The organism is Streptomyces sp. NPDC006510, from assembly GCF_040611955.1.
In the GTDB taxonomy this organism is placed as follows: domain Bacteria; phylum Actinomycetota; class Actinomycetes; order Streptomycetales; family Streptomycetaceae; genus Streptomyces.
Genome location: NZ_JBEXPH010000188.1, coordinates 1 through 15,197, shown reverse-complemented (window position 1 = coordinate 15,197; position 15,197 = coordinate 1). Strand labels below are relative to the sequence as shown.

Sequence of the window (15,197 nt, the reverse complement as noted above, 5' to 3'; positions counted from 1 at the left end):
ATCTGCGGGATGACACCCGAGGCCCGCGTGTTGCGCTGGAAGATCCCGCCGTACCCCGCGAGCGCGCTCACACCCTCCTGGATACGGGCGCCCGCACCGTCGTTCAGCGACACCAGCGGCGCACCCGCCGCAATGGCCATGTCCATGATCTTGTGGATCTTCGTGGCATGGGCCTCGCCCAGCGCACCCCCGAAGATCCGGAAATCGTGCGCGTACACGAAAACGGTCCGGCCGTCCACGAGACCCCAGCCGGTGATCACACCATCGGTGTACGGCTTCTTCTCCTCCAGACCGAACCCCGTCGCCCGGTGCCGACGCAGCTGCTCGACCTCCCTGAACGAACCCTCGTCGAGGAGCAGCGCGATGCGCTCACGCGCCGTCAACTTGCCCTTGGCGTGCTGCGCCTCGGTCGCCCGGACGGGCCCCCGGAGCACCTCGTCACGGATGGCGGCGAGTTCGCCGATGCGGTCCGTGCGGGCAGCGGTGTCCTGCGGCATGACCAACTCCTTTGTCGTCTCTGCCTTGTTCAGCCGGTGCGCAGGGCCACGTAGCCGCACAGCGCGTCGAGCACCCGGCGGGCCGGGCACGGCGGCAGCAGCTCCAGCGCCGCCCTGGCCCGGTCCAGCCGCCGGTACAGATGGGCCTGCGCCCGGGCGGGCGCGGGAGAGGCCCGGAAGAGTTCCAGCGCCCGGCGCCTGGCCTCGGCCCCCTCGACCGGGCCGTCCGCCAGCAGCGCCCGCAGTTCGGCGCCCCCCGGGCTCGTGTCCTCCTGGGCGAGGAGGACCGGCAGGCTGGCCACACCGGCCCAGAGGTCCTTGCCCTGCTCCTTGCCGGTGAGTGCGGCGGGGGCGGCCAGGTCGAGCAGGTCGTCGGATATCTGGAACGCGACGCCGAGCTGGTTCCCGTACTCCGTGAGGGCGTCCTGGCACCCGGCCGGGGCTCCGGCCTGGAGTGCGCCGATCGCCGTCGACATGGAGAACAGCGCGGCGGTCTTGCCCTCGGTCACCTGGAAGAAGTGCTCGACGGGGTCCTCGTCCGGGGCCGGCCCCGTCAACTCCCCCAGCTGCCCCGCGACCAGTCTGCTCGCGACCTCCGCGTTGAAGCGCACGGCCTGCGCGCCCAGCCGGGAGGCGAGCTGCGCCGCACGGGCGAGCAGCCAGTTCCCGCCGGCCACCGCGAGCCGCTCGCCCCAGCGTGCGTTGACGCTGGGCACGCCGTGCCGCATCGTCGCCCCGTCCATCACGTCGTCGTGGTAGAGCGAGGAGATGTGGACGATTTCGGCGATGACGGCCGCCTCGGTCACCCCGTCGCGGAACGGCTCGCCGAACTCGGCGCCGAGCAGCACCAGCAGCGGCCGCAGCCGCTTGCCGCCCGCCGCGGCGAGATGGCCCGTGAGTTCGGCGACCCTCGGGTCCGGGGCACTCGCCACGCAGTCCAGCAGCCGCTTCTCCACGGCGAGCAGCGACTCGGTGATCCGGTTCTCGAACTCCGGCTCGCCCACGGCCACATGGGCGAGCAGTCCGGATCCCGCCGGCGCCGCGACGGTCATGCTCTCACCGCGTCCACCGGGTGGCCGGCGGCGGTTCGGTTCGCGCAGGGGTACGGATTCATCGTCCGAGGATCCGGTCCGCTCTCCGGGCCCGGCAACATCGCTGGCCGCTTGATGCCCCCGGTGTCATCTTCCTGCCAGCCCGGTCCGCGACGGGGGTGCGCGGGTGCCCCGCACCTCCACTCCCGCGGCGCACGGCAGGTTGCTGCCACATCCCTCGCGCGGTACGGGGCGGGGAAGTTCCCGCCCCGAGAATCAGGTGCCCCCTGGAAAGACGCACCGAAGGAGTCTCATGTTCGGAAGGATCGGGCAGTCCGCCGTCAAGCATCCCTGGCTGACCATTCTCGCCTGGGTCATTGCGGCAGTCGCCCTGGTATCCCTCGCTCCCCAGCTGAAGCCGACCCAGGACCAGGCCGACTTCCTGCCGTCGCACTACGAGTCGGTACAGGTCGGAAAGGTGCAGGAACGCGCCTTCCCGCAGCAGGAGCAGCCCGCCTCCGTCGCGGTCTTCCAGCGCAAGGACAAGGCCACTCTGACCGCCGCCGACAAGGCCGACGTGGCCGAGGTCGTCGCCGGTCTGGACAAGGCGGGGCTGAAGAAGATCAAGCGGGTGGAGACCAACCCGCAGTCCGTCTCCGCCAACGGGAAGATCGCGCTGGCCAATATCCTGGCTACCTCGAAGGACCCCTACGACGCGGACCTGATGAAGTCGGTCGAGGAACTGCGCGAGCGGGTCAAGCCGCTGCTCAAGTCCACCTCGCTGAGCATGGGCATCACCGGCCAGACGGCCACCGCGGTGGACACCATGCACTCCTCCGGCAACACCGATGCCATGATCATGATGGCCACGATGGCCCTCATCGTGGTGCTGCTGCTCGTCATCTTCCGCAGCCCGCTGATCGCGTTCCTGCCGCTGCTGGTGATCTCGGTGGTCTTCGTGGTCGCCAACGGACTGATCGCCACCGTGTCCGAACTCGGCGGCCTCAAGACCGACGCGTCGATCTCGTCCATCCTGATCGTGGTGCTGTTCGGCGTCGGCACCGACTACATCCTGTTCCTGCTCTTCCGCTACCGGGAGCATCTGCGCACCGGCCAGGCGCCCAAGCAGGCCATGGCCGACGCGGTCGGCAAGGTCGGCGAGACCATCGCCTCCGCCGCGGGCGCCGTGATCGTCGCCTTCCTCGCCCTGCTGCTGTCCAGCCTGGGCATGTTCCGCGCCATGGGCCCCGCCCTGGCCATCTCGGTGGGCGTGACCCTCGTGGCGGCGCTGACCCTGGTGCCGGCGGTCTTCTCGCTCCTCGGTTCCAAGGTGTTCTGGCCGTCCAAGGCCTGGCGCAAGCAGCCGGAGCACCGGCTCTCGGAGCGCGTCGGCACGCTCATCGGACGCCGTCCCGGCTGGGTCGCGGCCGGCTCGGCCGGGCTGCTCGCGGTCCTCGCGGTGGGCGCGCTCAGCTTCAACCCGATCTTCGACAGCGGGAGTTCGCTGCCGAAGGAGCTGGAGTCCGTCCAGGCGATGGAGGATCTCCAGCGCGGCTTCGCCGCCGGCCAGACCGACCCCGTGTGGGTGCTGGTCCACACGGAGGACGGCGGCAAGCTGGACCAGGCCGCACTCGGCGCGTACGGCAAGGAACTGGCCGCCGTCGACGGTGTCGGTACGGTCGCCCCCGCCGTGACGAGCCCCGGCGGCGACGTCGCCCAGATCGCCGTGATGATCGACTACCGGCCCACCGGCGACCAGGCCATCGAGCTGGTCTCCGGACCGCTGCGGGACGCCGCGCACGCCGCGGCACCCGACGGCACCGAGGCACTGGTCGGCGGCACCAGCGGGGTGATGGCCGATGTCCAGGCCGCGGTCAACCACGACTACTCGCTGGTCTTCCCGGCGGCCGGGCTGGCCATCATGGTCATCCTCGGGCTGCTGCTGCGCAGCGTCGTGGCTCCCTGGTACCTGATGCTCGCCGTCGGTCTGGGCTTCGGGGCGACGCTGGGGTCCACCGTGTGGCTCTTCCAGGACCTCAAGGGCGAGAGCGGGCTGCTGTTCACCCTGCCGGTGATCCTGTACCTGTTCGTGGTGGCGATCGGTACGGACTACAACATCCTCATGATCGCCCGGCTGCGCGAGGAGGTCGGCCGGGGTGTCGATCCGGCCGAGGCCACCCGGCACGCGATCGTCAGCTCCGCGTCGACGATCGGGGCCGCCGCCGTGATCCTGGCGGGCACCTTCGGTGTGCTGCTCCTGGCCGAGAACACCATGCTCCAGCAGATGGGCTTCGCCGTCGCCTTCGGCATCCTGCTCACCGCGTTCGTCATGGCGATGCTGCTGGTGCCCGCGGTCACCACCCTGCTGGGGCGCCGGGCCTGGTGGCCGGGCGGCCGGGACGGGTCCGGTCCGGCCGCCGCACCGGACCGCGGTACGCCCCTTGAGAAGGAGTCGGTCGGTACGTCCGGCTGACCGGACACCCGACGAGCGGCGGCCGCCGCCGTACGCGACACAGGGCCCGCTCCCGCGCCGGACACCCGGCCGGGGCGGGCCCTTCCCGTACCCCCAAACAGCGCGAAGCGGCCGGAGCGCGGGGCGGTTCGCCCGTGCTCCGGCCGCTGCGGTCCGTGGGCCGGACCGGCTTCGGTCAGTCCTCGGCGAGCAGTGCGTACAGCTTCCGGCGCGTGTCGGCGAGCACCTCGGACGCGCGCTCCATCTTCTGTTCGTCGCCCGACCACGCCAGCCGTCCCGCGGCCATGACGACGTCGCCCATCAGCCGGTGCGCCTCCATGGTCCGGGCGCCCGGTCCGGTTCGCCGGGCACGGTCGAAGCCCCCCTCCGGGACGGCCTCGCGGCCCTTCTCGGTGAGGGTGTACGTGCGCGGGCCGTCCTGGGCGTCGGAGGTCACCAGGCCCTCGTCGGCGAGCTGTTGCAGCAGCGGGTACACCTCGTCGGCGGCGGGCCGCCCGGTGCCGGGGCGGCGCCGGGCGATCTCCTCGATCAGCGCGGCCCCGGTGTGCGGCGCCTCGGCGAGCAGCAGCAGTACGGTGCCGCGCATCCCCTGGCCGTGGGGCGCGTACGCACCGCCCACGAACTGGTCCAGCAGGTCCGGCACCAGGTCCAGGAGATCGGGGCCGCCGGGAACTCCCCAGCGCTTGCGGTCGGTCGACTTCATGGGACGCCTCCAGTCAGTGGTTCGCTTCGATTCGCGGTGACGGCGGTACGTACATCAGGGCTCGCCCCGGAACACCCGGACGAGAACGCGCAGGCCCAGCACGGAGCTGACGACCAGCAGGTTGTAGCCGAAGACGTGCAGCAGGCTCAGCGTGGGCGTGATGAGCGGGCCGCTGCGGGTGCCGAGCAGGAGGACGGCCATGATCCCGAAGGCCGCGGCGAGCACCGTGAGCAGGGTCAGATGCACCAGTCCGGTGACGAGTCTGCGGTCCCGTTCGCGGGCGCCGAGCCGGACGGTGACGCCCAGCCGCCCCTGTTCCAGGGCGCCGGTGATCCGGTCCAGGCGTCTGGGCACCTTGCCGAGCATGGAGATCAGGCTGAGCAGGTTCTCGCCCGCGGAGGCGCGCAGCGAGGAGGGCTGCAGGCGCTCGGTGTAGTAACCGGCGACCAGTTCGCGCGATTCGGCGACGATGTCGAAGCCCGGTGCCAGCTGCATCAGGGTGCCGTGCAGCGTGGCGAGCATCCGGAACACCCCGGCGACCTGCGGCGGCACCGACAGTCCGTGCGAGGCGATCAGCCGGAACAGCCCCGCGAACATCTCCAGGTCGGGTGTGGAGCCCGCGGTGAGGAACAGGGCGACGAACTCGCCGAGTTCGCGCTCCAGTTCCTGCTCGTCCAGGTCGTCGTGGCGTACGACGAGGTCCAGCAGCGCGTCGCGGAGCGCCTCCCGGTCCTCCCGCTTGATGGCGAGCAGCAGATCGCGCAGCGCGCCCCGGGCCTTGGCGTCCAGCCGGCCCACCACACCGAAGTCCAGCAGGGCCAGCCGGCCGTCCCCGAGCAGCAGTACGTTGCCGGGGTGCGGGTCGCAGTGGAAGACGCCGTGCATCATGATCTGGCGCATCATGCAGTCGAGCAGGACGGCGGCGAGCTTCTCGCGGTCCAGTCCGTCCCGTTCGATGACGGGTCCCGCCTCGCCGAGCGGGACGCCGTCCAGCCACTCCATGACGAGCACCCGCTTCGTGCACAGCTTCTCGTGCAGATCGGGTACGAACACCTCGTCGCCGGCCTCGGCCGCGGCCGCTCCGATGGCCCTCATGTTGCGCAACTCGACCTGGAAGTCGAGCTCTTCGCGCAGCGCGGTGGCGAACCCGGCGGCCAGGGTGACGGTGCCGATGGCCCGCGCCCAGTCGGCCCGGTCCTCCAGCACGGCCGCGATCCGGCTCATGATGTCCAGGTCGCGCTCGACGATCTGGCGGATGCCGGGCCGCTGGATCTTGATGACGACCTTGGCGCCGGAGCGCAGCCGGGCCTCGTGCACCTGGGCGATCGATCCGGCGGCCAGCGGCTCCGGGTCGAACTCGGCGAACTCCGAGTCCACCAGGTCGCCGAGTTCGTCGGTCAGCACCCGGCGGACCTCCGGCCAGGGCGAGGGCGGCACCTGGCACTGCAGTCTGCTCAGTTCCTCGGTGAACTCCCGCGGGATCGCGTCCGGACGGGTCGACATGAGCTGCCCGAGTTTGACGAAGGTGACCCCGCCGTCCTCGATGGCCAGGCGCAGGGACCGGGCGAGCCGGTGGGAGGCGAGCCGGCCCGCCCGGTTCCGGTCCTTGCGCCGCAGGAAGGGGGCCAGGCCGTGCCGGGCCAGGATCACCCCGATCTGCGCGTAGCGGTGGGTCCGCATGATGCGTCTGCGCAGTCTGCGGGTCCAGGCCACCGGCCGCGAACGGTCCGGCATCACGACGTCGGCGAGGACCAGGAACGCCATCGTGACGAAGACGGAGATGCCCACCATGACGGTGGCGAGCACTCCCCGCTCCATCGGCGGCTGGACCATGTTGCCGAAGAACACGGCGGTGGCGAAGCCGACCAGGGAGGCCAGGACCATGCGCAGGGTGCCGACGCGCAGGCCGAGGAGGCGGCGTGCGCCGACGGCCATGCCGATCGCCAGCGTCACCACCCCGACGGTCCCGGCCAGCGCGAACACCAGATCGTTCACGGGCGGCGGCCGAGCTCCACCAGCGAGCGGCCGGAGGGCAACGGCAGGGTCCGCAGGACGTGCAGGCCGGCGGAGGCCGCGAGCTCCCCGTACTCGTCCAGCGAGCGTTCCTTGCCGCCGAGCGTGGCCAGCAGGATCAGGTTCAGCGTGGAGATCCCCTGCCGGATCTCCGGCTGGATCACATGCTCCACGACGAGGACCCGGCCGTGCTCGCCCGCGGCCTCGGCACAGCGGTGCAGGATCTTGCGGGAGGCCTCGTCGCTCCAGTCGTGCAGGATCGTCGACAGTACGTACACGTCGGCGCCCGCGGGCAGCGGCTCGAAGAAGCTGCCGGGCTTGATCTCGCAGCGGCCGGCGACCCCCGCGTCGGTCAGCAGCTTCGCGGCGCCGCCGGACGCGGCGGGCAGGTCGACGAGGGTCGAGCGCAGCGCGGGGTGCGCGGCGAGCACCTCGGCCAGCAGGGTGCCGGTGCCGCCGCCGACGTCGACGACATGGCCGACCCGGTCCCACTCGTAGGTCTTGGCGACGTCCGCGGCGATCTCCGAGACCTGCTTGGCCATCTTGGCGTTGAACGCCCGGCTCAGCCCGGGGTGGGCGTCCAGGTCCTCCCAGTAGGTCCTGCCGTACACCTCGGCGTAGGCGGGTCCGCCGGTGCGGACGGAGTGCAGCAGGCTGGCGAAGGCGCGTTGCGGGCGGCCCATCGGGGTGTCCAGGTCGAGGAACTCGCGCATCCCGACGGGGTGGTCGCTCTGGATCCAGCGGGAGAGTTCGGTCGGCGCGTAGACGTCCGGTTCGGGCTGCTCGAACAGGCCCTGGACGGTCAGGTGGCGCATCATCTCGCCGAGCGCGTCGCGGTCCGTGGAGGTGTGCGTGGCCAGGTCGTCCAGCCGGTTCACGCCCTTGCGGACGAGATCGGCGATGCCGAGGGTGGCGGCGACCCGGATGGCGTTCGGGGTGATCACATCGGCCATCGCCATGAAGCGCTCGGCCACGGGGTCGTGGGCCGGCGCCGCGTAGGCGGCGTTGGCATCGGGGGCCTGATCAGCCTGATCGGTCGTTCGGGACATGGATCGGCTCCTTGACGCTGATGGACGGTGGCCGCTTCCGGCTCCGAAGACGCCGCGGGCCGTGTGCAGTTGGAGTCCGCACGCTAGCCAGGGGGGAGCCGGTGACCGGACGGATTGCCGGTACCGGCAACGACCATACGGAGCACCACCCCTACCCGGGTAATCATCCGCAGGTCACATCCGCTCAAGACCTGAGGCAGACGCGGCGCCCGTGCCCCGGCTGCCACGGTGGTGGACGACCGCATGCGCCGCAGAGTCGGGTCGCAGCACTGCTGGGAGAGGAGTCCGAGATGCCCGAGGGCGTCATTCCACTGACCGAGAGGGCGGCGCCGCAGGCCGCCGCCCCCCGGCGCGCACGGCTGTGGCCGGTCCTGGCGACGCTCGCGGGGGTGCTCGTGACGAAGGCCGCGGAGCCGCATCTGCCGGGCGCGGCGGACTACATCAGCTCGCTGGGCATCGTGCCCTCGTGGGCCGCCTGGGCGGGTGCCGTGACCGGTGTCGCCGCGGTGCTCGCCGCCGCTTCCGAGCGGGCGGTCCGGGGCCCGGCCCGTAGCGCGCTGCTGTTCACCGGCTGGGTCGCCTGCGTCCTGCTGCTGTGGTCCGCGGTCGGCATCATCTTCGACGCGTTCCGCTCGTTCTTCTGGGTCACCGGGATTCCCGCCGGGGACTTCGCCACGGTCGACTGGCCCGGCTTCCTCACCCGCGCCGTCGCCTTCGCCGCGACCCTGCTGCTGGCCCGTGCCACACTCGCCTTCCAGCGGCGCACCGGGGACGGCTGCGATCTGTGCGGTCTGCGGCCCGGTGAACGGGACCGGCCGGCCGCCTGGCTGGGCTACACGGCGTTCGCGCTGGCCTTCGTCTACCCGGCGGTGAAGTATTACTGGTGGGCAGGGGGCGGCATCGGCCGGCCCGACAACTACACCGAGGGATTCCCGGTCATGGAGACCATGCTGCTGGTCGGGGGCGGGGTGCTGTCCCTGGCCCTGGTGAGTTCGTGGGGCCTCGTCTATCCGTTCTGGGTGCCGTTCCTGGCCCGGCGGCGGGTGCCCCGGATGCTGCTCGTCTCGTGCGGCTGGGGGCTGTCCGCCGCCCTGCTGCTCCAGGGTCTGATCCCGGTGTTCGCCTCGGTCAACCATCTGTTCGGCGGCCCGGACCTGCCCTTCGACTCGGGCAGCGCCAACTCCTGGGTGATCCTGGCGGTGTACGGCGGCTGGGCCCTGTTCGGACTCGCGCTGCTCGGCGCGACCCGTACGTATCAGCGTCGCACCCGAGCCGTCTGCCGACTGTGCGGCGACTGACCCGGGCGGACCGCCCGGCGAGGGCGGACGTACTGATCACGCTGGCCGTCGCCGTCCCCGTCGGCGGCTGGACCCTGCTGCTGCTGTGGCTGGCACTGCCGGGGGCGTGGGCCCTGCTGCTCGCGCCCGCGGTGGTCGTCGGCCACGCGGCGGGAGCCTGGCGGCGCTCCGCGCCCCTGCCGTCGTTCGTGGTGACGAGCGTGGCCTGCGCCGCCCAGGCCGCCGTGCTGCCCGGCGGTTTCCCGCTGCTGCCCTCGCTGCTCGCCTTCCCCCTGTCGCTGTTCGCGTACTGCGCGCACGGCGGCCGGCGGGCGCCGCAGGCGGCGCTGGTGGTGGGCACGGTGGGCGCGGGCGCGGTCGCGGTGCGGGCCGCCCTGTCCGCGCGGATGCAGCTGCCCCCGGCGTTCCTGTTCGGCTTTCTGGTGGCGATCGTGCTGGTGGCCTTCAGCCTCGGCCTGTTCCGCCGGATCCAGCTGGCGTACGTGGGCGAGCTGGAGCACCGGGCGGCGCGCGCCGAGGCCGAGCGCGAGGAGCGGGCCCACCGGGCCGCCCTGGACGAACGCGCCAGGATCGCCCGGGAGATGCACGATCTCGTCGCGCACTCCCTCTCCGTCATCGTCAGCCAGGCGCAGGGCGGCCGTTACGCGGCGCGCGCCCGCCCGGAGCGGGCCGCCGAGGTCCTGCTGACCGTCGAGGAGGCGGGGCGTCAGGCGCTGACGGACATGCGCGGGCTGCTGGGGATACTGCGCAGCGGCGACGGCGCCGACGGCTTCGGACCGCAGCCCGATCTCTCGCTCCTGCCCGAACTGCTGGACCGGGTACGCGGATCGGGCCTGCACATCGACTTCGCCGAGACCGGCACGCCCGGCCGGCTCTCGCCCGCCGCCGAACTGGCCGCCTACCGGCTGGTCCAGGAAGCCCTGACGAACACTCTCAAACACGCCGGTGCCGGGGCCCGTTGCGGGATACGGTTCCAGTGGTCGGACGACAGGGTGGAGATCGAGGTGCGCGACAACGGGAACGGTCCCGGGCCGAGCGACGGGGCGGGCCACGGGCTGGTCGGCATGCGGGAGCGGATGGCCGTCGCGGGCGGGTCCGTCACCACGGGCGCGGCCCCGGGCGGCGGCTTCCTGGTCAGCGCCCGGCTGCCGTACCGGACCGCGCTCGCGGGGGACGAGCGGGAGCCCGCATGACGATCCGGGTGTTCTTCGTCGACGACCAGGCGATGGTGCGGGCCGGTTTCGTCATGGTCGTCGAGGCCCAGGACGACATGACGGTCGTCGGTGAGGCCGGTGACGGGGCCGAGGCCCTGGAGCGGCTGGAGGTCACGGCCGCCGATGTCGTGCTGATGGATGTGCGGATGCCCCGGATGGACGGGGTGGAGGCGACCCGGCGGCTGCTGACGAGGCCCGACCCGCCGAAGGTCATCGTGCTGACCACGTTCGACGTCGACGAGCACGCCTTCGCCGCGCTGCAGGCCGGGGCGAGCGGATTCCTGGTCAAGGACGCACCGGCCGAGGACCTGCTGTCCGCGATCCGTACCGTGCACCGCGGCGACGCGGTGATCTCGCCGACCACCACCCGGCGGCTGCTGGCCGAGGTGGCCCCGGACCTGCCGACGCCGGGGTCCGGGCCCGACCCGCTGGCCTCGCTCACCGACCGCGAGCGCGAGGTGCTGCTGCTGATCGCCCGCGGGGCCTCCAACGCGGCCATCGCGAAGGAGCTCTTCCTCTCCGAGGGCACGGTGAAGACCCATGTCGGGCGGCTGCTCTCGAAGCTCGGCATGCGCGACCGGGTCCATGTGGTGATCTTCGCGTACGAGCACCGGCTGGTGCGTCCCGGCCGGTGAACGGCCGCGGACGAACGGTCACTTGGCGACGGTGGCCACGCGCGGCCGGCCCAGGGTCACGTAGTGCGTGGTCCGCAGGGCGATCGACCGGTCGAGCCGGGCCGCGTTGAAGTAGATCTCCTCGTGCGTCAGCAGACCGGCGTCGGCCACCAGCGGAAGCGCCTCGTCGAAGGAGAACGGGATGATGCAGCCGCTCCGGCAGCCGGTGAGGCGCTCCGCCTCGTCCCGGTCGCCGAGCGTGGCGTCGCTGCCCCCGTACAGCTTCTTGATCCTGCGCAGGTCCACCCGGCGGTGGCCGGGGACCACGGCGAGGACATGGTGGTCCTCGCCGCGGCTCATGCGTACCCGGACCACCATGCACTTGGCGGCCATCTCCAGCCGGTGGCCGCGCAGTTCACTGGCCAGGTCGGTCCGGCCCTCCGGCGGATGGTCGATGATCCGGTAGTCCGCGGAGGACCGGGCGAGCATCGACATCAGCCGGTGGTACGTCGCGTCCCCGGCGCTCTGCGGCCGCCCCGCGAGCTGTGGCTCGGGCGTCCGGAGCCGCTCGGTCACAGCACGACCGGCAGGGATTCCAGGCAGCGCAGCATCAGGCTGAACCTCCAGCGGAGGTCCTCGCGTCCGACGGCGAGCGACAGCTTCGGGAACCTGGTGATCAACTGGCCGATGGCGACCGCGCCCTCGACCCGGGCCAGCGGTGCGCCCAGACAGTGGTGGAGCCCGTGGCCGAAGGCCAGGTGGCCGGTGGCCGGGCGGGTGATCTCCAGCCGGTCGGGCTCCTCGAACCGGGAAGGGTCCCGGTTGAGCGCGCCGATGGAGACGAACACCGAGTCGCCGGCCGGGATGGTCACCCCGCCGATCTCCACGGGCTCGACCGCGTAGCGGAACGTCGCCACGTTGATCGGGCTCTCGAAGCGCAGCAGTTCCTCGACGGCGCCGGGCAGCAGGGACAGATCGTTCTGGAGCGCGGCCAGTTGGTCCGGTTCGGAGAGCAGGGAGAGCATCGCGGTGCCCATGAAGCTGATCGCGGTCTCGTGGCCCGCTCCCAGCAGCAGGAACACCATCGACATGACCTCGGTCTCGGTCAGCAGGTCGTCGGCGTCGCGGGCCTGGAGCAGATTGCTGATCAGGTCGTCGGCCGGGTGGGACCGCTTGTCGGCGATCAGTGCGCCCAGGTAGCTGATCAGCGACTGCCGGGCCTCGGCGACCTGCTCGGGTGCGTGGATCCCGGTCATGGTGGTGTACCAGTCGCGGAAGACCTCGCCGTCCGCGGCCGGGATGCCGATGAGTTCGCAGATCACCCGGGTGGAGAGCGGCATCGCGTAGTCGTCCACGATGTCGATCTTCGCGCCCGCCTCGAAGCCGTCCAGCAGCCCCGAGGCGAGCTCCTCGATCCTGGGCCGGAACATCTCCGTCGGGCGGGCGGTGAACGCCTTGGTCGTGAGCTTGCGCAGCCGGGTGTGGTCCGGCGGGTCGCTGTTGAGCATGTGCCGTGACAGCAGCTCCATGCCGGGCTCCTCCGGCCCCATGCCGGTACCGCCCGCCGGGTTGGGGAAGCCGCGCGGGTCCTTGTGCAGTTTCGGCTCGGCGAGGGCCGCGCGGGCGTCCTCGTACCGGGTGAGCATCCACAGCACCGAGCCGCTCTGCTGCCGGAGCTTGACGGGGCCCTCCTCCCGCATCCACGCGTAGGTGGGGTGGGGGTCCCGTACGAAGTCCTGGTTGATCAGGCTCTCCGCCGAACGCGCCCCGCTCTCATCGGGTTTCAGCTGCTCCATGTCCAGTGCCATGCCGTTCTCCCGTTCACGCCGGCTGCGGTTCGCGCACCGCAGCGGTCTTGCCGATCAGGGTGAGGAACACGTCGTCGAGCGAGGGCCGGCGCAGTGCGAAGTCGACGACGTCGACACCCGCGGAGTCCAGCCGTTCCGCGATGGCGGCGATGGTGCGCATGCCGTCGGCGACCGGCGCGGAGACCTTCAGGCCGTCCTCGCTCAGCGTCGGCTCCCCGCCGACGACCGCGGAGAGCGCGCGGATCGCGTTCTCGGCCTCGGCGGGCTCGATCACGGTCACTTCGAGCCACTCGCCGCCGACCTTGCGCTTCAGCTGGTCGGGGGTGCCGTCGGCGATCACCCGGCCCTGGTCGAGGACGGCGATGCGGCCGGCGAGCTGGTCGGCCTCGTCGAGGTACTGCGTGGTGAGCAGGATCGTCACCCCGGCGGCGACCTGTTCGCGGATCATGTCCCACAGGGCCAGCCGACTGCTGGGGTCGAGGCCGGTGGTCGGCTCGTCGAGGAAGAGCAGCGGCGGCTCGCCGATCAGGCTCGCGGCGAGGTCGAGGCGGCGCCGCATGCCGCCCGAGTAGGTGCGCAGCGGCCGGTCGGCGGCGGCGGTGAGTTCGAACCGTTCCAGCAGGGCCTCCGTCCGCGCGGCCGTCACCCGCTTGCCCAGCCGGTAGAGCCGGCCGACGAGGACGAGGTTCTCGCGGGCCGTGAGCCGCTCGTCGACCGCGGCGTACTGTCCGGTCAGGCCGATCCGGGCGCGTACGTCCTGGGCCTGGCTCAGCACGTCGAACCCGGCGACGCTCGCCCGGCCCTCGTCGGGGCGCAGCAGGGTGGTGAGGATGCGTACGGCGGTGGTCTTGCCCGCGCCGTTGGGGCCGAGCAGCCCGAAGACGGTGCCGGACTCGACCGTCAGGTCCACGCCCGCCAGGGCCTCGTGGTCCTTGTAGCGCTTGCGTAGGCCGTGCGCCTCGATGGCGGCGTTCACGTCGCTTCAGCTCCCGTCGGATGTCGCGGATGTCGCGGATGGGGTGGTGCCACCGGCCGGCGCGGGCGCGCCGAGGCCGACGTGCAGCGAGGTGAGCCGCCGCATGATGTGTTCGCGGGACCAGCGGACGTCCCGGTCCTGGTCGCCGCGGGCGAGACGGAGCTCCGGGAAGCGTTCCACCAGCCGTCCGAGGGCCACTTCGCCCGTCATCCTGGACAGCTGGGCGCCCAGGCACATGTGGATGCCGTGCCCGAAGGAGACATGTCCGCCGACCGGGCGGGTGATGTCGAGCCGCTCGGGGTCCGGGAAGCGGCGCGGGTCCCGGTTGGCCGCGGTGAGCGCGGGCTGCACCAGGTCGCCGGGGGCCAGGTCCAGACCCCGTGCGCACATCGCCTCGCCCGCGCGCAGCGGGTTGGTGAGGGCGACCGGCGCCTCGTACCGCAGGCACTCCTCGATGGCGCCGCGCAGCAGATCGGGGCGGGAGCGCAGGAGCGTCAGCTGGGCGGGGTGGTCCAGCAGGGCGAGTACGGCGTTGCCCAGCATGGCGGAGACGGTCTTGTTGGAGGCGATCACCAGGAAGACGCCGGTCTGTTCCAGCTCGGCGTCGCTGAGCCGGTCCTCGCCGATGCGGGCGTGCACCAGGGCCGAGACGAGGTCGTCCGTCGGGGTGGTGCGCCGGGCCTCGACGGTCCGCGCGAACAGCTTCCCGAGACCTTCGGTCGCCGCCTGGAAGGCGGGGAACCCGGTGCTGTCGGGGAAGGCCGCCATGTCGTCCCAGTAGGTACGGAACTCCTCGGCGTCCGCCGCGTCGATGCCGAGGAGTTCGGCGCCGGCCAGCGCGGCGAGCGGGTGGGTGAACTCCTGCACGATGTCGGCCTGTTCGCGGCCCGCCAGGCCGTCGAGCAGGCTGTCGGCCAGCCGTTCCACGGCGGGGCGCAGCCGCTCGACCCGCTTGGGGGTGAGGGCCTTGCCGGTCAGCCTGCGCAGCCGGGTATGCCGGGGCGGGTCGCTGTTGCCGATGTGCCCCTGGAACGCGTCCGGGTCCTCGACGGCGAAGCTGCGCAGCAGCCGGGGTTCGGCGAGCAGGGCCCGTACGTCTTCGTAGCGGGTCGGCACGTACACCTTGCCGCCGCCCTGGATCACGTCCTGGTGCAGCGGGCGTTCCTCGCGCATCCGGGCGAAGACGGCGTGCGGGTCGGCCAGCATGGCTTCGCCGTACACCAGGGACTGCTCGTCGGGCATGTCGGTGGGCATGTCGGGGTGCGGGGCGCGGGGCCCGGCGGCGGGCGGCGCGGGGGCCGTCCCGGAGGTCATCTCGGGAGTGGACCCGGGAGTCGTCCCTGGGCTCGTCTCGGACACGTCGGGGTCACGCTCCTTTCGCGGACAGGTGGCCGGAGTCGTCGGGGAGGGACGGGTCGGCCGCGGCGGACGGGTCGGCCGCGCCCGGCGCGGCGGGCGACGGCTCGCCGCCCATCGGCGGTCCGACGGGCAGCGAGGGTGCGGACGCGGTGCGCAGGGAGC

Annotated in this window: 13 protein-coding genes; 4 read left to right on the top strand and 9 right to left on the bottom strand. The window is 72.2% G+C overall.

The window, feature by feature from the left end:
• Positions 1-497: carboxyl transferase domain-containing protein (locus tag ABZY11_RS35780; RefSeq protein WP_356483174.1), on the bottom strand; the 497-nt coding region annotated here is incomplete at its 3' end.
• Between the two features lie 29 nt (positions 498-526).
• Positions 527-1,549: a polyprenyl synthetase family protein gene (locus ABZY11_RS35775; RefSeq protein ID WP_356483173.1), complete on the bottom strand. Its 1,023-nt coding sequence runs from the start codon at positions 1,547-1,549 to the stop codon at positions 527-529.
• A gap of 292 nt (positions 1,550-1,841) precedes the next feature.
• On the opposite strand from ABZY11_RS35775, the gene ABZY11_RS35770 reads away from it, so the two are divergent.
• On the top strand, positions 1,842-4,001 hold the full coding sequence (locus tag ABZY11_RS35770) for an MMPL family transporter (RefSeq protein ID WP_356483172.1): 2,160 nt from the start codon (positions 1,842-1,844) through the stop codon (positions 3,999-4,001).
• A gap of 175 nt (positions 4,002-4,176) precedes the next feature.
• Here the strand turns inward: ABZY11_RS35770 and ABZY11_RS35765 are convergent, their stop codons facing one another.
• Genes ABZY11_RS35765 through ABZY11_RS35755 form a run of 3 tightly spaced genes read right to left on the bottom strand, consistent with a single transcriptional unit; the run spans position 4,177 to position 7,766 of the window.
• Positions 4,177-4,704 carry a helix-turn-helix transcriptional regulator gene (locus ABZY11_RS35765; protein ID WP_356483171.1) on the bottom strand — a complete coding sequence of 176 codons (528 nt, stop codon included), beginning with the start codon at positions 4,702-4,704 and terminating at the stop codon, positions 4,177-4,179.
• Positions 4,705-4,758: 54 nt separating this feature from the next.
• Positions 4,759-6,699: an AarF/UbiB family protein gene (locus tag ABZY11_RS35760; protein WP_356483170.1), complete on the bottom strand. Its 1,941-nt coding sequence runs from the start codon at positions 6,697-6,699 to the stop codon at positions 4,759-4,761.
• Positions 6,696-7,766, bottom strand: coding sequence for a methyltransferase (locus ABZY11_RS35755; protein ID WP_356483169.1), 1,071 nt, complete (start codon positions 7,764-7,766; stop codon positions 6,696-6,698). The genes ABZY11_RS35760 and ABZY11_RS35755 overlap by 4 nt, the downstream gene beginning before the upstream one ends.
• Before the next feature lie 290 nt (positions 7,767-8,056).
• On the opposite strand from ABZY11_RS35755, the gene ABZY11_RS35750 reads away from it, so the two are divergent.
• From ABZY11_RS35750 to ABZY11_RS35740, 3 genes are read left to right on the top strand one after another with little or no spacing between them, the layout of a single operon-like run.
• A complete protein-coding gene (locus ABZY11_RS35750; protein WP_356483168.1) occupies positions 8,057-9,064 on the top strand; it encodes a hypothetical protein in 1,008 nt (335 codons plus the stop codon).
• On the top strand, positions 9,052-10,257 hold the full coding sequence (locus tag ABZY11_RS35745) for a histidine kinase (protein WP_356483167.1): 1,206 nt from the start codon (positions 9,052-9,054) through the stop codon (positions 10,255-10,257). The genes ABZY11_RS35750 and ABZY11_RS35745 overlap by 13 nt, the downstream gene beginning before the upstream one ends.
• Entirely contained in the window at positions 10,254-10,913 is a 660-nt protein-coding gene (locus ABZY11_RS35740) for a response regulator transcription factor (protein ID WP_356483166.1), read from the top strand. The genes ABZY11_RS35745 and ABZY11_RS35740 overlap by 4 nt, the downstream gene beginning before the upstream one ends.
• Positions 10,914-10,931: 18 nt before the next feature.
• Here the strand turns inward: ABZY11_RS35740 and ABZY11_RS35735 are convergent, their stop codons facing one another.
• Genes ABZY11_RS35735 through ABZY11_RS35720 form a run of 4 tightly spaced genes read right to left on the bottom strand, consistent with a single transcriptional unit; the run spans position 10,932 to position 14,990 of the window.
• Positions 10,932-11,468, bottom strand: a complete 537-nt coding sequence (locus tag ABZY11_RS35735) for a YbaK/EbsC family protein (RefSeq protein WP_356483165.1) — start codon at positions 11,466-11,468, stop codon at positions 10,932-10,934.
• Positions 11,465-12,700, bottom strand: coding sequence for a cytochrome P450 (locus ABZY11_RS35730; RefSeq protein ID WP_356483164.1), 1,236 nt, complete (start codon positions 12,698-12,700; stop codon positions 11,465-11,467). Before ABZY11_RS35730 ends, ABZY11_RS35735 begins: the two co-directional genes overlap by 4 nt.
• Before the next feature lie 13 nt (positions 12,701-12,713).
• Positions 12,714-13,676 (bottom strand): ATP-binding cassette domain-containing protein, encoded by a 963-nt coding sequence (locus ABZY11_RS35725; protein WP_356483163.1) that lies wholly within the window; start codon positions 13,674-13,676, stop codon positions 12,714-12,716.
• Positions 13,677-13,682: 6 nt separating this feature from the next.
• Positions 13,683-14,990, bottom strand: a complete 1,308-nt coding sequence (locus ABZY11_RS35720; RefSeq protein ID WP_356483162.1) for a cytochrome P450 — start codon at positions 14,988-14,990, stop codon at positions 13,683-13,685.
• Between the last annotated feature and the right edge of the window lie 207 nt (positions 14,991-15,197).